Source organism: Kutzneria sp. CA-103260, from assembly GCF_018263855.1.
Lineage (GTDB): Bacteria > Actinomycetota > Actinomycetes > Mycobacteriales > Pseudonocardiaceae > Kutzneria.
In genome coordinates, this window is sequence record NZ_CP073318.1 from 7,135,534 (window position 1) to 7,153,991 (window position 18,458).

The 18,458-nt window shown below is 71.0% G+C and carries 18 protein-coding genes; 6 read left to right on the top strand and 12 right to left on the bottom strand.

Annotated features, from left to right (window positions below; translation table 11 throughout):
* Window positions 1-140: 140 nt before the first annotated feature.
* Window positions 141-4,112: an nSTAND1 domain-containing NTPase gene (locus tag JJ691_RS31395; RefSeq protein ID WP_211763193.1), complete on the top strand. Its 3,972-nt coding sequence runs from the start codon at window positions 141-143 to the stop codon at window positions 4,110-4,112.
* Here JJ691_RS31395 and JJ691_RS31400 read toward each other — a convergent pair.
* From JJ691_RS31400 to JJ691_RS31410, 3 genes are read right to left on the bottom strand one after another with little or no spacing between them, the layout of a single operon-like run.
* Window positions 4,088-4,834: a glycosyltransferase family 2 protein gene (locus JJ691_RS31400; RefSeq protein WP_211763194.1), complete on the bottom strand. Its 747-nt coding sequence runs from the start codon at window positions 4,832-4,834 to the stop codon at window positions 4,088-4,090. The genes JJ691_RS31395 and JJ691_RS31400 overlap by 25 nt on opposite strands.
* Window positions 4,834-5,565 (bottom strand): glycosyltransferase family 2 protein, encoded by a 732-nt coding sequence (locus JJ691_RS31405; RefSeq protein WP_211763195.1) that lies wholly within the window; start codon window positions 5,563-5,565, stop codon window positions 4,834-4,836. Before JJ691_RS31405 ends, JJ691_RS31400 begins: the two co-directional genes overlap by 1 nt.
* Before the next feature lie 40 nt (window positions 5,566-5,605).
* Window positions 5,606-6,358, bottom strand: coding sequence for a glycosyltransferase family 2 protein (locus JJ691_RS31410; protein ID WP_211763196.1), 753 nt, complete (start codon window positions 6,356-6,358; stop codon window positions 5,606-5,608).
* Between the two features lie 72 nt (window positions 6,359-6,430).
* On the opposite strand from JJ691_RS31410, the gene JJ691_RS31415 reads away from it, so the two are divergent.
* A complete protein-coding gene (locus JJ691_RS31415; RefSeq protein ID WP_211763197.1) occupies window positions 6,431-6,967 on the top strand; it encodes a DUF2165 domain-containing protein in 537 nt (178 codons plus the stop codon).
* On the opposite strand, the gene JJ691_RS31420 is transcribed toward JJ691_RS31415, so the two are convergent.
* Window positions 6,911-8,173, bottom strand: a complete 1,263-nt coding sequence (locus JJ691_RS31420; protein WP_211763198.1) for a sensor histidine kinase — start codon at window positions 8,171-8,173, stop codon at window positions 6,911-6,913. The genes JJ691_RS31415 and JJ691_RS31420 overlap by 57 nt on opposite strands.
* A gap of 35 nt (window positions 8,174-8,208) precedes the next feature.
* On the bottom strand, window positions 8,209-9,141 hold the full coding sequence (locus JJ691_RS31425) for an acyl-CoA desaturase (protein ID WP_249227139.1): 933 nt from the start codon (window positions 9,139-9,141) through the stop codon (window positions 8,209-8,211).
* 142 nt (window positions 9,142-9,283) lie between these two features.
* On the opposite strand from JJ691_RS31425, the gene JJ691_RS31430 reads away from it, so the two are divergent.
* Window positions 9,284-10,213, top strand: a complete 930-nt coding sequence (locus tag JJ691_RS31430; RefSeq protein WP_211763200.1) for a catalase family peroxidase — start codon at window positions 9,284-9,286, stop codon at window positions 10,211-10,213.
* Between the two features lie 67 nt (window positions 10,214-10,280).
* Here the strand turns inward: JJ691_RS31430 and JJ691_RS31435 are convergent, their stop codons facing one another.
* From JJ691_RS31435 to JJ691_RS31450, 4 genes are read right to left on the bottom strand one after another with little or no spacing between them, the layout of a single operon-like run.
* Window positions 10,281-11,000: an ABC transporter permease gene (locus JJ691_RS31435; protein ID WP_211763201.1), complete on the bottom strand. Its 720-nt coding sequence runs from the start codon at window positions 10,998-11,000 to the stop codon at window positions 10,281-10,283.
* Window positions 10,997-11,695: an ABC transporter ATP-binding protein gene (locus JJ691_RS31440; RefSeq protein WP_211763202.1), complete on the bottom strand. Its 699-nt coding sequence runs from the start codon at window positions 11,693-11,695 to the stop codon at window positions 10,997-10,999. The genes JJ691_RS31435 and JJ691_RS31440 overlap by 4 nt, the downstream gene beginning before the upstream one ends.
* Entirely contained in the window at window positions 11,692-12,009 is a 318-nt protein-coding gene (locus JJ691_RS31445) for a transcriptional regulator (RefSeq protein ID WP_211763203.1), read from the bottom strand. The genes JJ691_RS31440 and JJ691_RS31445 overlap by 4 nt, the downstream gene beginning before the upstream one ends.
* A complete protein-coding gene (locus JJ691_RS31450) occupies window positions 12,006-12,605 on the bottom strand; it encodes a hypothetical protein (RefSeq protein WP_211763204.1) in 600 nt (199 codons plus the stop codon). Before JJ691_RS31450 ends, JJ691_RS31445 begins: the two co-directional genes overlap by 4 nt.
* Before the next feature lie 123 nt (window positions 12,606-12,728).
* On the opposite strand from JJ691_RS31450, the gene JJ691_RS31455 reads away from it, so the two are divergent.
* On the top strand, window positions 12,729-13,958 hold the full coding sequence (locus JJ691_RS31455) for a hypothetical protein (protein ID WP_211763205.1): 1,230 nt from the start codon (window positions 12,729-12,731) through the stop codon (window positions 13,956-13,958).
* Here the strand turns inward: JJ691_RS31455 and JJ691_RS31460 are convergent.
* Entirely contained in the window at window positions 13,941-14,522 is a 582-nt protein-coding gene (locus JJ691_RS31460) for a nuclear transport factor 2 family protein (protein WP_211763206.1), read from the bottom strand. The two genes, JJ691_RS31455 and JJ691_RS31460, sit on opposite strands and share 18 nt — an antisense overlap.
* A gap of 71 nt (window positions 14,523-14,593) precedes the next feature.
* Here JJ691_RS31460 and JJ691_RS31465 point away from each other — a divergent pair, with 71 nt between their 5' ends.
* Window positions 14,594-15,340, top strand: coding sequence for an IclR family transcriptional regulator (locus JJ691_RS31465; RefSeq protein WP_249227140.1), 747 nt, complete (start codon window positions 14,594-14,596; stop codon window positions 15,338-15,340).
* Window positions 15,341-15,346: 6 nt separating this feature from the next.
* On the opposite strand, the gene JJ691_RS31470 is transcribed toward JJ691_RS31465, so the two are convergent.
* A complete protein-coding gene (locus tag JJ691_RS31470) occupies window positions 15,347-15,979 on the bottom strand; it encodes a class I SAM-dependent methyltransferase (protein ID WP_211763207.1) in 633 nt (210 codons plus the stop codon).
* A gap of 112 nt (window positions 15,980-16,091) precedes the next feature.
* On the opposite strand from JJ691_RS31470, the gene JJ691_RS31475 reads away from it, so the two are divergent.
* Complete coding sequence (locus tag JJ691_RS31475) at window positions 16,092-17,441, top strand: glycosyl hydrolase family 79 C-terminal domain-containing protein (protein WP_211763208.1); 1,350 nt, start codon at window positions 16,092-16,094, stop codon at window positions 17,439-17,441.
* 102 nt (window positions 17,442-17,543) lie between these two features.
* Here the strand turns inward: JJ691_RS31475 and JJ691_RS31480 are convergent, their stop codons facing one another.
* Complete coding sequence (locus JJ691_RS31480; RefSeq protein WP_211763209.1) at window positions 17,544-18,431, bottom strand: LysR family transcriptional regulator; 888 nt, start codon at window positions 18,429-18,431, stop codon at window positions 17,544-17,546.
* Window positions 18,432-18,458: the final 27 nt, after the last annotated feature.

An 18,458-nucleotide genomic window follows, 5' to 3' on the forward strand; every position in this document is an offset into this window, starting at 1 on the left:
CGCAGAGCTTGTCAGCCGGTGGCCGGGGGTGTGGCCTCGTGCACGCGTCCGGTCCGTAAAATGCCTGCTCAGACAGGCACGACGGTTTTCCGGTCCGGACGTGACGACCGGCAGAGACGACTACGGGCAGGCCGCGACAGATGAGCAGTTCGGCACCGGTGCTGGGGCCAAGGGGGCAGTTCGCGGAGCGGTTCGCGCTGCTCTACGCCGAGGCGGGCGAGCCGCCGCTGAAGCGGGTGACGGAGTCGGTGGCGCGCGCCCGCAAGGTGGACGAGAAGGGTCGCCCGGTGCGGGTGCCGGCGCAGCGGGTCAGCGACTGGCGGCGCGGCCGGAACGTGCCGGCGCGGTTCGCGGCGCTGGCGGCGGTGCTGGACGTGTTGGTCGGTGAGGCCCGCAAGCTGCGACCGACGCCGGTGGTGGAGGGCCTGTACGACATCGCGGCCTGGCACCGGCTGTGGGAGCAGGCGTTGGCCAGCCCGGTGACGCCGGAGGCCGAGCCGGAGGAGCAGCAGCCGGCCGAGGAGGCCGGCGCCTGCCCGTACCGGGGGCTGGCGGTGTTCCGGCAGGAGGACTCGGGCTGGTTCTACGGCCGGGAGCGCAGCACGGCGGCGCTGGTGTCGCGGCTGGCGTCGGCGGTCCGGACCGGCGGCATCGTGATGCTGGTCGGCGCGTCCGGCGCGGGCAAGTCGTCGCTGATGCGGGCCGGGGTGGGGCCGGCGGTGCAGGAGGGCGCGCTCGGTCCGGGCTCGTGGCCGACGCTGGTGCTGACGCCGACCGTGGACCCGCTCAAGGAGCTGACCCGGCTGGTGCCGGAGCTGGCCGAGGCGGTCGACGACGGCCTGGTCGACTACGACGAGGCCACGTTCACGGCCCGCGTGCGGGAGGCGGTCGCGGCCTACGGCACGCGGGTCGCGGGCCCGGGCGCGCGACCCGTACTGATGGTCGACCAGTTCGAGGAGGCCTTCACCCTCGCCGACGACGAGGCGCGGCGCGGGCTGTTCGTGGCGGCGCTGCACGCGGCGTGCACGGGCGAGGGCCAGGCCCTGGTGGTGCTGGGTGTACGGGCCGACTTCTACGGTCGCTGCCTGGACTACCGGGAGCTGGCCGAGGCGTTGCAGGACCGGCAGATGGTGCTGGGCGCGATGACGGTGGCCGAGCTGCGGGACGCGGTGGCGCGGCCGGCCCGCGCGGTCGGGCTCCAGCTGGAGTCGGGCCTGGTCGACCTGATGCTGTCGGACCTGGGCGTGAACACCTCGCGCAACGGCCAGAACAGCTACGACGCCGGCGCGCTGCCGCTGTTGTCGCACGCGCTGCTGGCCACCTGGCAGCGGCGGCAGGCGGGCCGGATGACCGTGGCCGGCTACCGGGCGGCGGGCGGCATCCGGGGCGCGGTGGCGGCGACGGCCGAGCGGGCCTGGGCCGATCTGGACACCGCCGGGCAGGGCGCGGCCCGGCCGGTGCTGCTGCGGCTGGTCCGGGTGGGCGAGGACACGCAGGACACGCGCCGCCGGTCCAGCCGGCAGGAGCTGCTGGAGCTGGCGGTGAACCCGACGGCCGCCACCGAGGCGCTGGAGGTGCTGACCCGGGCCCGCCTGGTCACGGTGGACGCCGGCATCGTGGAGATCACCCACGAGGCGCTGTTGCAGGCCTGGCCACGGCTGCGCGGCTGGATCGACCGAGACCGCGCCGGCAACCTGCTGCGGCAGCGGCTGGAGGAGGACGCCGAGAGCTGGGAGACCGAGAACCGGGACGCTTCGCTGCTGTACCGGGGCGGCCGGCTGGAGGCGGCCCAGCAGTGGGCGCACTCGGCGGAGCCGGGCGTGCTGACCACGGTGGCCACCGCGTTCCTGGACAACTCGATCCGGCACCGCCGCCGGGCCGCGTGGCTGCGCCGCTCCGGCGTGGCGGTGGTGGTCGTGCTGGCGGTGATCGCCGTGGTGGCCGCGTCGATGGCCGTCAACCAGCGGGACGACGCGGTGTTCGCGAGCGTGCTGGCCGAGACCGACAACGCCATGACCAACGACCCGGCGCTGGGGGCGCAGCTGGCCCTGGTGGCGCACCAGATGCGGCCGGACAGCCCGGACGCCAACTCCCGGGTGCTGGCGTCGGCGTCGGGGCCGCTGTCCACGGTGCTGACCGGGCACACCGGCGCGGTCTATCTGACCACGTTCAGCCCGAACGGCCAGCTGCTGGCCAGCGCCAGCTACGACAACACGGTGCGGCTGTGGGACGTGCGGGACCCGCACCGGCCGAAGCCGCTGGGCCAGCCGATCACCGGCTTCGGCAGCTGGGTCAGCTCGGCGGTGTTCAGCCCGGACGGCAGGACCCTGGCCGCGGCCGGCGACGACCACCTGGTGCGGCTGTTCGACGTCAGCGACCCGGCCCACCCCAAGCCGATCGGCCAGCCGCTGGACGCCGGCACCGGCACCATCTACCTGGTGGCGTTCAGCCCCGACGGCAAGACCCTGGCCGCCGCCTGCGAGCGCTCGAAGGTGCAGCTGTGGGACGTGCACGACGTCACGCACCCGACCCCGGGGCCGGCGCTGACCGGGCACACCGGGCCGGTGCGGTCAGTCACGTTCAGCCCGGACGGGCGCTACCTGGCCGCCGGTGGCGACGACGACAGCGTGCTGCTCTACTCCATGGCCACCAAGGACCGGGTCGGCGAGCCGCTGACCGGCTACAAGGGCACGGTGCACTCGGTGGCGTTCAGCCCGGACGGCCGGATGCTGGGCACCGGCAGCGACGACGGCTCGGTGCGGCTGTGGGACACCAGCGACCCGACCGGGGCCATGCCGGCGATCGGGCTGCCGCTGACCGGTCTGGGCGCGATCTGGTCGGTGTCGTTCTCCCCGGACGGCAAGGTGTTCGCCGCGGCCAGCTCGGACGGCTCGCTGCGGCTGTGGAACATGACCAACCCGACCCTGCCGCTGCTCATCGGCCAGCCGCTGACCGGCAGCAACGGCCTGAGCGCGCTGGGCTTCAGCCCGGACGGCCGGACGCTGGCCACCGGCGGCAACGACACCGACGTCCGGCTGTGGTCGCTGCCGCCGACCACGGGCATCGCGCACTCCGCCGGCGTCGGCACGCCCACCGTCCGGTCAGACGGCAAGGTGATGGTCACCGGCGCGAGCAACGGGGCGGTCCAGGTGTGGGAGCTGGCCGATCCCGGGCTGCCCAAGCCGCTCGGCCCGCCGCTGACCGGGCCGGCCGGCGTCAGCCAGAGCCGGTTCACCCCGGACGGCCGGACGCTGGCCGTGGTGTACGGCAACAAGGAGGTCGACCTGTTCGACATGGCCGACCCGGCGCACCCGCGACGGCTGGGCCACCCGATCCCGCTCGGCACCCGGTACTCGTCGATGCTGGTGCTCAGCCCCGACGGCCGGACGCTGGTCACCGACTACGACGACCACAGCGCCGTGCTGTGGGACATCAGCGACCCGGCCGACCCCAAGCGGCTGAGCGAGCCGGTGATCACGCACGGCCCCAAGCAGAGCGACTACGTCTACGACGGCGTGTTCACCAAGGACGGCAAGACGCTGATCACCGTCAGCGCGGTGCGGACCGTGCGGCTGTGGGACGTCAGCGACCCGCGGCACCCGCGGCCGCTGGGCCAGCCGCTGACCGGGCACAACGACGCGGTGATCCGGCTGGCGATGTCCCCGGACGGCAAGACCATCGCCACCGCCGGCGACGACGACTTCGTGCTGCTGTGGGACATCAGCGATCCGGCCGCGCCCAAGCGGATCGCCTCGCTGACCGGCTACACCAAGAGCATCGGCTCCATGCAGTTCAGCCCGGACGGCAAGACGCTGGTCACCGGCAACTCCGACCAGGGCATCCGGCTGTGGGACGTGAGCGACCCGACCTCACCCCTGCCGCTGGGCGGTTCCCTGGTGCCGACCAACCAGTACGGCTACGGCGTGGCCTTCATCCCGGGCACGAACTTCCTGACCTACGACTCGTCGTGGGACAACGTGGTCCGCACCCTGGACCTGGACGTCGAGCACTCGGTCCAGCGGATCTGCGCCGAGACCCGCAACATCCTGACGCCGGCGGTCTGGAACCTGCACCTGCCGCAGCTGCCCTACTCGCCGCCCTGCGAGGACTGAAACTCCTTGAGGGCGGCCGAACGCTGGCGGACCATCAGCGCGGACTCGGCCAGCAGCGACCGCCACGCGCCGTCGCCGGTGGTCTGGGTGTCGTGCCAGCGGTGCAGCCAGGTGACCTCCGGCGTGATGTAGCCGGGGGTCAGCTCGGCGACCGCGACCATCATCGCGGTGTCCTCGGACCGCGGGTTGGCCGTCCAGCCGCCGACGGCCCGCACGATGCCCGGCCGCAGCGTCAGTCCGGCGCAGTGCACCGGCAGTTCGCCGCGTTCCTCGACGTACGGGCCGAACGCTCCGGGGGCCACGAGACCCGCCGGCCATTCCAGGGCGAAGGACCGGCGCGTGCCGTCGGGCAGCAGGTCGTCGGCCTGGGCGGCGACCCAGTGCACCTCGGGGTGCTGCTCGAAGGCGGCGATGGCCACTTTCAGCGCGCCGGGCAGCAACAGGTCGTCCGAGTCGAGGACGTGCACCAGCGAGCCGTCGATGCGGGACAGCGCGACGTTGCGGGTCATGGCGATGCCGAGCTGTTCCTGGTTGGCGGCGTGCCGGGCGAACGGGAACTGCTTGACCACCCGTTCCAGCTCCGGCGCGACGCCGTCCTCCTGCACCACCCACTCCAGCTCCCAGCCGGCCGGCAGCGCCTGCGCGGCGACGCTGTTCCCGGCTTCGGCCAGCAGCTCGGCCCGGCCGGCGTGGGCCGCCGTGAGCACCGACAGCAGCGGCATCAGACTCGCTCCCTGATCGCGAGGATTCGGTTGTGCACCATGAGATACGAGGCGCCGACGAGATTCGAGCCCCACGCCGGGTCGTGCACGGTCTGCCCGTCGTGCATCCGGTAGATCCAGCTCTCCTCGGCCTCCAGGTAGCCTGGTGTGAGCTCGGACAGCGCGGCCAGCAGCTCGATGTCCTCGGTGCGCGGGTTGGCCGCCCAGCCGCCGAGCGCCCGCACGCTCGTGGTGCGCATGGTCAGGCCGGCGCAGTGCAGCGGGCACATCCGGTGGTGCACGAGGTAGTCGCCGACCGCCCGCGGACGCACGATTCCGGTTGGCAGCAAAAGGAAGTACGTGAACCACGTGCCGTCACGGTCCAGGTACTTGGGGCGTGCCGCCACCCAGTGCAGCTCGGGGTGCTCGGCGAAGCGCTCGATCGGGCCGGCCAGCGCGCCGGGCAGCAGCAGGTCGTCGGAGTCCAGCGTCCGGACCAGGTCGCCGCGAGCCCGGGACAACGCCAGGTTGCGGGTGTCCGCGATGCCGCGCTGCTGGCCGTTGGCGTGGTACCGGGCCTGCGGCACGGCCTCGACGATCTCGGCCAGGTGCGGCTCGGCCCCGTCCTCCTGCACCAGCCACTCCAGCTCCCAGCCGGGCGGAAGCTCTTGGGCGGCAACGGATTCGCCGGTGGACGGCAGGAAGTCGGCGCGGCCGGCGTGGGCGGCGGTGATGATGGACAGCAGCGGCATCAGAACCCCCCGAAGCAGTCCACAGTGGACAGCAGCCGCATCAGACTTCCCCTTCCCCCATGTCACGGCCCCACCGGCGCGTCGACTCGATCCGCTGCCGGATCGCCTGCCAGCAGGCCGGATCCAGGTCCGGCCAGTCGTCGGCCCTGGTCATCTGGCCGGGGTGCTGCCGGTACAGCCAGGTGACCTCGGGCGTGTGGTAGCCGGCGGCGAGCTCGGCGACGGCCACGACCAGGGCCATGTCCTCGGCCCGGGGCAGCGCGGCCCAGCCGCCGACGGCGCGGGCCAGGTCGGTGCGCACGGTGAGGCCGGCCGGATGGAACGGGCCGCGGCCGTGTTCGAGCACGTAGTCGTTGACCGCGCCGGCCTCGACCCGGCCGGTCGGTGAGATCGGCTCGAAGGAGACCCGGCTGCCGTCGGGCATCAGGTTGTCGGCCTGGCCGGCGACCCAGCCGATGTCGGGGTGCCGCTCGAAGGCGTCGATCACGGTGGCCAGCCCGCCGGGAACCAGCAGGTCGTCCGAGTCGAGCACGTGCACGAGGTCGCCGCGGGCGCGGGCCAGCGCCAGATTACGGGTGCCGGCCACGCCCATCCGGACGCCCAGGGCTCGGTGCGAGGCCTGCGGGAAAGCGGCCGCGAGCGGGGCGAGGACCGGCTCCGGACCGTCCTCCTCGATGATCCACTCCAGCTCCCAGCCGGCCGGCAGGGCCTGCGCGGCGAGGCTGTCGCCGGTGGCCGGCAGCAGCGGTGCGCGGTCGGCGTGCGCGGCGGTCAGCACGGACACCAGGGGCATGCCCGTGAACGTACTGGACGGTCCCGCCCAAACCTGCCCAGAGTGACCAACAGCCCACGTAGAGTCCGCGACATGCGTCTTCTCAACAGACTCGGCGGCCTCCCGGTCGTGGTGGCGGTGCTCACCGCGATCAGCGCGCTGCAGCTCGCGTTGATCACCATCGGCAACATCACCGACTACGACACCAACTACGCCTTCGTGCAGCACGTGTTCGCGATGGACACCACGTTCAAGTCGCCGAACCTGATGTGGCGGGCCATCACCAGCCCCGGCCTGGTGACCACCGCCTACGTGCTGATCATCATCTGGGAGGGGCTGGCGGCGATCGCGCTGATCGCCGCGCTGGTGGCCTGGATCCGGGGCAGCGAGCTGGCCCGGCGGCTGTCCTCGCTGGGCTGGCTGATGGAGGCGATGTTGTTCGGCGGCGGCTTCATCGCCATCGGCGGCGAGTACTTCCAGATGTGGCAGTCGTCCAAGTGGAACGGCCTGACCGCGGCCCTGCAGAACGTGATCATCGCGTCGGTGGGCCTGATCCTGACCCACCTGCTCACCTCAGGCCGGGGTGAGCGTGCAGGGGACCTCCAGGAAGACGACGGTGGGGCCGCCTAGCGGACTGGTCACCAGCAGGGTCCCGTCGAACGCGGCCAGCCGGCGCTCCAGCCCGTGCAGGCCGCCACCCGGCTCGACGCTGGCGCCGCCACGCCCGTCGTCGCCGACCACCGCCACCAGCTTTCCGTCCGAATAGGACAGCCGCAGCCAGACGTTCTCGGCGCCGCTGTACTTGGCCGTGTTGGTCAGGGCCTCGGCGATCGCGAAGTACACCGCCGACTCCACCGGCTCCGGCGGCCGCCCCGGCACGTCGATGGCCACCTTCACATTGGCCGGGCTGGCCAGCGCCAGCGCCTGCAGCGCGCCCTCCAGGCCCCGGTCGGCCAGCACCGGCGGGTGGATGCCCCGCACCAGGCTGCGCAGCTCGGCCAGCGCACTGGTGGTGGCCTCCCGGGCCTCGGACAGCAACTGCTTGGCCGCCTCCGGGTTGTCGTCCACCGTCTCCTCAGCCATGCCCAGGCTCATGCCCAGGGCCACCAGCCGGGCCTGGGCCCCGTCGTGCAGGTCCCGCTCGATGCGCCGCAGCTCGGCGGCGTGGGTGTCCACCGACACCGCCCGCGACTCCGACAGCTGGGTCACCCGGGTGGTCAGCTTGGCGTTGACCACCTCGGTCTCGGTCGGCCCGAGCAGGCTGGCCGTCACCATGGCGTTGAGCCACATCAGCCGGGGCGTGATCCACAGCCAGAAGATCCACACCCCGACGCCGAGCAGGACCATCCACAGCGTGTCGCCCTCGGTGCGCACCCGGAACAGGCCGATGTTGCCGACGTCCGAGCCGGGCGGCAGCGACGGCCACCACACCGGCATGGTCACGTAGAACAGGCCGCCGAGCAGCAGGACCACCACCAGCAGGTTGGTGACCAGGCCGACCACCGTGTTGGCCACCAGCCAGCACAGGTCCCGCCAGGTGGCCGGGTCGCCGCCGGCGATGCGGAACCGGGCGAGCCACTTGTCCTCCCGCTGGATCGGCCGGTACGGGCGCGGCACGTCGCGGCCGAGCAGGCTGCCGGCCACGCCGCGGTGCAGGTCGGCGAACCAGCGGCACATCGCCACCGAGCCGATCACCGCCGGCACGCCGATCCCCAGCGGGATCAGCGAGGCCGACACCACCACCAGGACGAGCGGGAGGTAGCCGAGCTGGCTGGCCAGGGCCAGGCCGAGCGCCAGCGGCACGATGCGCAGCCGGGTCATCATGCTGGAGCCCACGTTCGTGATCCGAGGTGCCACAAGAGCCATTCTCCTCACGCCCGGGGTGTCGACAGCCGCTTTGCGGCAAGTCGCGCCGGATCCGGCCAGCGCACGTCGTGCACCCAGCCGAGCTTCTCGAAGATCCAGATGACCCGGGCGCTGGGGTCGACCTGCCCCTTCAGCGCGCCGTGCCGGGCACAGGTCGGGTCGCTGTGGTGCAGGTTGTGCCAGGACTCGCCCATGCTCAGGATGGCCAGCCACCACACGTTGCGGGACTTGTCGCGCACCTCGAAGGCCTCGTCGCCGAAGGTGTGGCAGATCGAGTTGATCGACCAGGTCACGTGGTGCAGCAGCGCGATGCGGACCAGCGAGCCCCAGAAGAACGCGGTCAGCGCGCCGTGCCAGGACATGCTCCACAGGCCGCCGATCAGCGCCGGGGTGAACAGGGAGACGGCCATCAGCAGCTCGAAGCGCTTGTGCACGGCCCTGATCGCCGGGTCGGCCTGCAGGTCGGGGCAGAACTTCTCGACCGAGGTCCGCTCCTTGTCGAACAGCCAGCCGACGTGGGCGTAGGCCAGGCCCTTGGCCAGGGCCTTCCAGTCCGAGCCGAACCGCCACGGCGAGTGCGGGTCGCCGGCCCGGTCCGAGTACTTGTGGTGGCGGCGGTGCGTGGCCACCCAGTCCAGCACGCCCATCTCCAGCGAGAGGCTGCCGGCGATGGCCAGCGCCACCCGCAGCGCCGGCTTGGCCTTGAACGAGCCGTGCGTGAACAGCCGGTGGAAGCCGACCGTGACCCCGAAACCGGACAGGAAGTAGAAGAAGACCGTGATCACCACGTCGTGCCAGCCGAGCCCCCAGCCCCAGGCCAGCGGCACCGCGGCCAGCAGGGCCAGGAACGGAACCACGACGAACACGCCCAGCAGGACCTGTTCCAGCGTGCCCTTCGGCTCGGGGTCGATATCGGGCTTGGCCAGTGTCGTGGTCACGAGCACCTCCGTAGGGGACCGAACGTGAGACAAACACTGCCGGGTGGGGAAGCCCAGGTCAGGATGCCTGGACACCGAAAGCGTGGTGGGCTTAGACCTACTGTCGAATCCCGAACCACCACGGTGATAGGACCCCGCGCTGATGACCGCTGAACTCCCCTTGCCCGTCCAGGTCGTGGACACCATGGAGCAGATCGACGGCCGCCACCCCGGCTACCGCCGGGCTCACGCCCGCGGCGCCTGCTTCACCGGCACGTTCACGCCCACCGGCGAGGCCGCGAAGTACACGACCGCCGCTCACCTGACCGGCGGGCCGGTCCCGGTCACCGTCCGCTACTCCAACGGCAGCGGCAACCCGGCCGTGCCGGACACCCAGCCCGGCGGCCGCGGCATGGCCACCCGGTTCCACCTCGCCGACGGCTCGGTCACCGACGTGATCGGTGTGAACCTTCCTCGCTTCTTGGTCGCCACCCCCGAGCAGTTCCTCGACCTGGTGCGGGCGCTGGCCGCGGACAAGGCCGCAGGCAAGGGCGACCAGGCGCACCTGCAAGGGTTTCTGGCCGCGCACCCCGACTCCGTGCCCGCGTTCCAGGCCCTCGGCCTGATGGGCATTCCGGCCAGCTTCGGCACCACGGCCTACCGGGCGCTGCACGCGTTCGTGTGGGTGAACGCCGACGGCGACCAGCAGGCCGTGCGCTACCGCTGGGCGCCCGTCCTCGGCGAACAGAATCTGACCGCGGACCAGGCCGTCAACGAGGACCAGCAGTTCCTGGTCGGCGAGTTCGTGTCCCGCCTGGCCGAGGGCCCGGTGTCGTTCACGCTGCACGCCACCCTGGCCGACCCCAGCGACCCGACCAACGACGCCACCAAGGTGTGGCCCGACGACCGCCCGGAGATCGAGGTCGGCACCCTGACCCTCACCGGCGAGGTCGAGGACCAGGACCACTGGGCCGCCCAGATCTTCGACCCGACCAACCTCACCGCCGGCATCGAGCTGTCCGACGACCCGCTCCCGCGCCTGCGGCACTCGGCCTACTCGGTCTCCTACGACCGCCGCAGCCAAGGCGAGTGATTTTGTGTCATGAAGGGCCCCATCCTCACGTTGAACGTGAGGATGGGGCCCTTCATGACACGAAGTTCTAGCTGTTGTCGGCCCACTTGAAGGTTCGCAGGCCGATCACTCCGAAAAGGACGGCGAACCCGAGCAGGGCCGACAACGGCACCACCAGGTCGTAGCCGCCGGACAGCACTTCCCGCATGGCGTCGTTGAGATACCTCAGCGGCAGGAACCTTGACACGACGTCCATCCAGTGCGGGGCCAGCTCCAGCGGGTAGAAGGAGCCGGACAGGAAGGCCATCGGCACCATCACGCAGTTGGCGATGGCGGCGACGGCGTCCAGGTTGGGCGCGAAACGGCCGACCACCACGCCGATGGCGAAGAAGGTCAGGCTGCCGAACAGCAGAACCACCGGCAGCAGCACAATTCCCGGGGCCGACACGGTGAGGCCGAACACCGGCAGCATCGACACCCCGAGCAACAGCACGGCCTGGGCGACGGCGAAGCCGACGGTCACCGCGTACCAGCCGGACAGCAGCGAGGTCACGGGTGTCGGCGTGGTGCGGACCAGGCGCAGCAGGTCGTCCCGCCGCCACTGCACGATCGAGTAGGCCACGCCGAACATCGCCGCGTTGCCGACGCCCCAGTCGACCACACCGGCAGCGAGCCGGTTCATCTGTCCCGGGCCGCCGAACATCAGTCCGAACAGGACGATGAACACCATCGGGAACGCGAACGTGAAGAATAAGGCAATCTTGTTGCGCACCATGGCAAGCAGGTACGCGCCGGCCGCCGCGGTCACGCCGCCACCAGCCTCAGGTAGGCATCTTCCAGACTGGCCGCTCCGGTCCGCTCACGCAGCCCGGCCGGCGTGTCCACGGCCACTATCCGTCCATTTTGGATGATCGCCACCCGGTCGCACAGCGCCTCGGCCTCGTCCAGGTGGTGCGTGGTGTAGACGACGGTGCCGGGCAGTGACTTGAGCAGTCCCCAGAGTTGCTTGCGGGCCAAGGGATCCAGCGCGGCCGTCGGCTCGTCCAGAAACAGTAGCTCTGGATCGTGAGTCAGCGCGGAGGCGATGGCCAGCCGCTGTCGCTGGCCGCCGGACAGCTTCTCCACCCGGGTGTCGGCGCTGTCCTCCAACCCGACCAGCTTCAGGACCTCGTCGGCCCGGTCACGCGACACCCGATGCAGCGTGGCCACCCGGCGCAGGTGCTCCCGGGCCGTGTGCCGAACGAAGAAGGACGACGACTGGGTCTGGATTCCCAGCCGGGCCAACAGGTCCAGATCCCGCGGCCACGGCGACTTGCCAAAAACGCTCACCCGGCCGGAATCCGCACGGCGCAGGCCTTCCACGATCTCCACCAGGGTCGACTTGCCCGCCCCGTTCGGGCCGAGCAGCCCGAAGAACTCCCCCTCGTCGACGGAGAGCGTCACTCCGTCGACGGCTTGCCTTGCCCCGTAACGTTTTCGCAGGTCTTCGATTTCGATGATCATGGCTCCCCCTTGGCCGGTCCGAGCAGGGACCGGAGACTTTCGGTGTACGCCTCGAAGGCGCGCCGCCCCGACGGCGTCAGGGCGACATAGGTGACCGGCGTGCGCCGTTCGTGGGTCTTGCTGATCTCCACGTAGCCGGCGTCCTCCAGCTTGCGCAGATGCGTGGAGAGATTGCCGGCGGTCATGTCCAACAGTTGTTGCAGGCGCGGGAAAGTCAGCTTGTCGCCGGGAGCGAGGGTGGACAGGGACACCATCACCCGCAACCGGGCCTGGGCGTGGATGACCGGATCGAGCTCCGGCCACGACTCGGTCATCGGCGGATCACGTAGTACGCGGACAGGGCGAGCATGCCGCCCCCGCCGGCGAAGGCCAGCACCAGGAAGTTGCCGGGCACACCGGCCAGCACGCTGCCGGCCGCGGAGGCCAGCATCCACGCGCCGAGCACGTACTGCGAGACGTCCCGCCACAGCATCGCGCCGGCCAGGTACATCAGCCCGACGACCAGCAGCGAGCTGGACGCCCACATCAGGCTGCTGACCTCCGGCGACACCTTCATCTGCTGCTGCAACGCGGACTGCACGACGGAGTTGGCCGCGAAGGCCAGCCCCCAGGCCGTGCCGTACATGGCGCCGATCGTGCGGGACGGGCCCCGCACCCCCCTCGAGGCCCGCACCCCCAACACGATCGGCAACACCAGGGCGATCGCCGCGAACACCCCGAGCACCACGCCGGCCACCGCGGCCGGCACGACGCCCTGAAGAGCCAGGTACCAGCCGCCGAAACCCAGCAGGTAGGCCAAACCCCAGCCGAACGCGATCAGCTCCGGCCGAACCCCCCGGCGCCGGCGCATCTCGGCCCGCTGCCCCTCGATCAGGGCCAGCGACTCGGCCGGCGACAGCTCGCGCTCCATCCGACTTCCCCCCTCTGGCGACCGCCCTTGAACTTTGTAACACAAAGTACCTCGCCCCGCAAAGATACGGGTCGGTGGGCTACCCTGTGATCACGGAGGGTCACCCGTGCGAGGGGAGAGCACATGCCGGACTTGCCGCTGGTTTCCGGTCCCGATTTCCCGATCGGCATCTACTGGCCCCCGCCGCCGGAGGAGACCACCGCGCAGCGCTACCAGGAGATCGCCGCCGCCGGTGTCAACTTCCTGATCACCGGCAACTACCTGGACGACGGCGACATCATCGGCTGGTCGCTCAAGCAGGCCGACGCGGCCGGCCTGAAGGTGATCGTCTTCGAGGACACGCAACTGCTCAACCTCACCCGCTGGTTCGACATCAGCGACGACCGCTCGGTGCCGATGTCGATCACCATGGCCGACGGCGCGGAGCTGATCCGCCGGGCCGAGACCGTGTACGGGGTGCACGGCTCGCTGGCCGGCTACAGCCTCTACGACGAGCCGGACTACGGGAAGTTCGCGACGGTGGGCAAGGCCTTCCAGCTGGTCCGACAGCAGGCCCCGAGCCGGCTGCCCTACGCCAACCTGCTGCCCGACCTGGGCCGCCCGGCCGGCGACTACCCCAACTACGTGGAGCAGTTCTGCCAGACCGTGCAGCCGGCGCTGCTGTCCTTCGACCGGTACCCGCTGCTGCCCGACGCCGGCTCGTTCGACACCGACTACTTCGGCAACTGGGTGGACATCCGCGACGCCGGGCTGAGACACAACCTGCCGACCTGGACCTACATCCAGTCGGTGGGCACCAGCTGGTACCGCGTGCCGACCACGGCCGAGATGCTGTGGCTGATCAACGTCAGCCTGGCCTACGGCTGCAAGGGGATCCAGTACTTCACCTACTGGCAGCCGGATCCGGCCCGCGGCGAGGGCTTCCAGCCGGCGATGATGAACCTGGCCGGCCAGCAGACGGCGCTGTACCAGGGCGCGAAGATGATCAACACCACCTGGCTGAAGCAGGTCGGCCGGGAGCTCAAGCCGCTGGTGTCGGAGCGGACCGTGCACTACAACGACCCGGCCGACCCGGCGAAGGTGATCCCGTTCAGTCCGGACGCCTACGTCGCCGACATCAACGGCGACCCGGTGATCCTGGGACAGTTCACCAGCGGCGCACCGGGACGCTGGCTGCTGGTGACCAACCGGTCCTTCTCCTCCACCAGCCTGACCACGCTGACGTTCGGGCCGGCGGTGTCGGCGGTGACCCAGTTCGACCCGGGCACGCAGACCTACCGGCCGGTGCGCAGCAACACCTCGGTCTCGGTGATGCTGCCGGCCGGCGGCGCGGCGCTATACCGCGTTCAGTAGCCAGGCCCGACCCTCGCGGTAGAGCCGGGTCGTGGCCTCGTCGGCCAGGCCCGGCAGCCCCGGCCGCACCTGCTGGCCGTTGGCCTCCTGGAGATAGGCCAGATGACGGTAGCCGACCGGAAAGCGGTTGAGCCGCCCCGGGTCCAGGCTCAGCACGGCCGACGGGTCGACCGGATCCATCCGGTCTGTCTCATAGATCGGCTGGCGATGCGTGATGCGCCAGTCGCCCTCATGGAGCGCGAAGAAGTCGTAGAACCGGCCCGTGCAGACCACATCCACCTCGGTGTCGTGCACGACGCCGCGCTGGGTGATGGTCATCTTGGTCTGGGCGACCGCCCGGCTCCCGGCCACGTCGGCCGCGGTGCCGCCGAGGAAGTGCAGAATCCGCACGCCGTCGGCGAAAGCCTTGCGGCTGGCCCGGATGAACTCCTCGTACGGGCCCTGGAACCAGGTGGCGCTCATCCAGCCGTCGGGATGCCAGAGTTCGGCGAACCGGTCCCAGTCGCCGGCGTCGCGGTAGAGGGCCCAGCGCTGTACCACCGCGGCGATCCGCTGCTCGTCCATGCCTCGACGCTAGGAGCGGCCGCCGAGTACGGTCGACATCGGACTTCCACCCCGTGAAAGGAACGTCGACAATGGCCGAGGAGCCCCGGCGCAGCGTGGTGCGCAGGCTGCTCAGCGTCCTGGCCACCTTCGACGCCGCCACGCCGACCCAGTCGCTGACCGAGATCGCCGCCCGCACCGACCTGCCGCTGCCCACCGCGCACCGGTTCCTGGCCGAGCTGACCACCGGCGGCTGGCTGGAGCGGCTGCCCGACGGGCGGTACCGGGTGGGGCTGCGGCTGTGGAAGCTGGGCACGCTCGCGCCGAGCTACCGCAACCTGCGCGAGCTGGCCCTGCCGTACATGCAGGACCTGCACACCGCGACCCGGGAGAACATCCAGCTGGCCGTGCTCGACGGCGGCACCGCGCTGTGCGTGGAGAACATCAACAGCGTCCGGTCGGTGCCGACCAGGACCCGCATCGGCGGCCGGCTTCCGCTGCACGCCACCGGGGTCGGCAAGGTGCTGCTGGCCGCGGCCGGCGTGGACCTGCTCACCACGTTGTCGGAGAAGGGACTTCGCCGCTTCACCCGGTACACCATCATCGAACCCGGGCGGCTGTCCCGGACCCTGGACACCGTGCGGGACGAGCAGGTCGCCTTCTCCCGCGAGGAGATGACGCTCGGGGCCTGCTCGGTCGCCTCGCCCGTGACCACCGACGCCGGCGCGGTGGTGGCCGCCGTGTCGATCGTCGCCCACTCGTCGGTGGACATCGACCGGCTGGCCTTCGCGGTGCGCACGGCCGCCAGCGGCATCTCCCGCCAGACCAAGCTGCTGTAGCTCCTGCTACTTCTGGGCGAGCACGTGCCCCTGCGGCGTCTTCTCCCGGCCTTCGGGCTGACGGACGATCGTCGCCTTCACCGTGAATCCGGCCTCGGTCAGCAGTTTCTCGACATCGTCGGGCCGCTGGCGATACCAGTCGAGGTCGACCTGCCGTTCCCCGACCACGTCTCGGTGGATGTGCTCGTCGCCGATCTGGAAGCCCAGCATCAGCGTGCCGCCCGGCTTCAGGGCCCGGTGGAACTCGGCGAACAGTTGCGGCCGCAGGTCCCAGGGGATGTGGATGATCGAGTAGCTGGCCATCAGGCCGCCGAGGCCGCCGTCCGGCACGTCCAGGGCCAGCATGTCCCCCACCTCGAAGCCCAGGTACGGGTAGCGCTGCTGGGCCTGCCGGACCATGCCCGGCGACAGGTCGATGCCGTAGGCGTCCAGGCCCAGGCCGTGCAGCAGCTCGGTCAGCCAGCCGAAGGCGCAGCCCACGTCGGCCACCGGTCCACCGCCGCCGGCCCGGACCAGGTCGGCGAAGGCCGCGTAGCCGGCGCCGTCGATCGGGTTGAGCTCCCAGTCCGGGAACATGTCCTCGTAGCCCGGCGCCAGGGCGTCGTACGAGTCGCGGGTGGTCTCCCGGAAATCCCCCATGATCCCACCTTAGCCCGCTGAACGTGACCGGCCGCGTGGCATTGACCACGGGCGGTGAGATTGCGAGGATGACGCCTGCCTCCGCCAGAGTGACGCTTCCGGAGGTGTACCCATGATCCGGTTCCCAGCGCTGCTGGGCTCGGTGGCACTGGCCGTGACCTGCCTGGCGACCGCGCCCGCGGCCCAGGCGGCGGCCGGGCCGGCGGTGACGGTCGGCCCGGCCGCGGGCGGCCACGTCGGCCAGGAGTTCGCCGGCTTCAGCTACGAGAAGGACCGCGTCGGCGCGGGCATGTTCGACGCCAAGGACACCGACCTGGTGCGGCTGTTCCGGCTGCTCGGCCCGAGTTCGCTGCGCATCGGCGGCAACCTGGTCGACATGACGCCCTGGAACCCGAACGGGGCCGGCGGCTCGGCCACCGAGGTGGCCCCGGCCGACGTGACCAAACTGGCCGCCTTCGTCAAGGCCACCGGCTGGAAGGTGATCTACGGGATCAACCTGAAGACCAACACGGCGGCCAACGCGGCCAACGAGGCGGCCTTCGCGACCAAGGCGCTGGGCAGCAGCCTGGAGGCGTTCGAGATCGGCAACGAGCCGAACTTCTACCGCACCGAAGCCACCTACGAGGCCTCGTACGAGCAGTTCGTGTCGGCCATCCGGGCCCAGTTGCCCAAGGCCGTGTTCGACGGCCCGGGCGTGACCAACGGGCAGAACGCGTGGCTGGCCCCGTTCTCGGCCAAGGAGAAGGCCAACGGCCTGAACATCGTCACCATGCACAGCTACATCGGCGACCAGACCACCGGCACCATCGCCGGCATGCTGGCCTCCAACGGCAAGGGCTACGAGGACAAGGACGAGACGGCGCTGCAGAACGCCAAGGCGGCCAGCCAACTCCCGCAGTGGCGGATGAGCGAGGCCAACTCCTACTACCACGGCGGCACCGCCGGGGTGAGCAACGTGCAGGCGGCTTCCCTGTGGTCACTGGAGTTCATGTACGGCATCGCCGCGCACAACGGTGACGGCGTGAACTTCCACGGCGGCACCTCCACCCAGTTCCCGCTGAACTACTCGCCGATCGCCTACAACGGCCTGACTCCCGTTGGCGTGCAAGGCGTGTTCTACGGCGAGCTGCTGTGGTCCCTGGCCGGCACCGGCGCGCTGCACCCGGCGACCGTCACCGGCGCCACCGACGTGACGGCGTGGGGCATCGGCAACAACGTCATCATCGACAACAAGGGCACGTCGGCCCAGACCTTCACGGTCACCTTGAGCTCGGCGGCGCTCATGGGCAGCGAGTACGTGCTGACCGCGCCCTCGCTCGACTCCACGGCGATCACCCTCGCCGGCTCGGGCGTGGACGGGCACGGCACGTTCCACCCGGCGCCGAAACTGGTACGGGTGCACGGCAAGCAGGCCACCATCACCGTACCGGCCGGCAGCGCCGCCCTCCTGAAGACGCACTGATTGATGCCACATGTGCGCCACATGTGGGCCCAGAAGCCACGTGTGGCGCACATGTGGGCTCATTAGCCACATGTGGCGCACATGAGCCGGAAAAGAGGGGGTTTAGGCAAGGGCCTCGCGGATGGTGTCGCGGAGCCAGCGTTGGGCGGGGTCGGCGTCGAGGCGGGCGTGCCAGCACATGCTGACCTCGACCTCCGGCAGCCCGCCGGGGATGGGCACCGCCCGCACGCCCAGGGTCTCGCCGTACAGGTCGACCAACCGCTCCGGCACCAGGCCGATGTAGTGGCTGGACGCCACCAGGTGCATGGCGATGACCGAGGTGGGCACGACGGCAGCCACATGTCGTTGCAGGCCAGCGGATTCCAGCACGTCGTCGAGCGGACCGCGGGCCCGGCCCCGGCGCGAGGCGGAGACGTGGGGATGCCGGCAGAGCTGGGCCAGCGTCGGCCGCCGGGCCAGCGGGACGTCGGCGCGGACAACGCCGATCAGGCGCTCCCGGTACAGCGGGGCGCTGCGCAGGTCAGGACCGAGGTCGTCGACGGCGCCGATGTCCAGGTCGATTGTGCCGTTGCGCAGGGCCTCGGGGCTCTCGGTGCCCTCGGCGACGAAGCGCAGCACCACCCCGGGCGCGACGGCGGCGACGGCCTCGACGACCACCGTGACCAGGGTGACGGCGACGCCGTCGTTGATGCGAATGGTGAAGGTGCGCTGGAGATCGGCCGGGGAGAGTTCGCGGTCGGCGCTGATCAGGGCGGACGCCTCGTCGAGCAGCGACCGCACCCGGGGCGCGGTGCGCAGCGCGAACGGCGTGGGGGCCATGCCGCGGCCGGCCCGCACCAGGATCGGGTCGTTCATGGCCCGTCGCAGCCGACCGAGCGCCCGGCTGGTGGCCGGAATCGACAGGTGAAGGCGCTCGGCCGCGGCCGTGACGCTGCCGTCCTGGAGCAGGGCGTCGAACACCCGCAACAGGTTCAGGTCCAGCTGCTCCATAGTTGCATTGTACGCAACTCTGCCTTG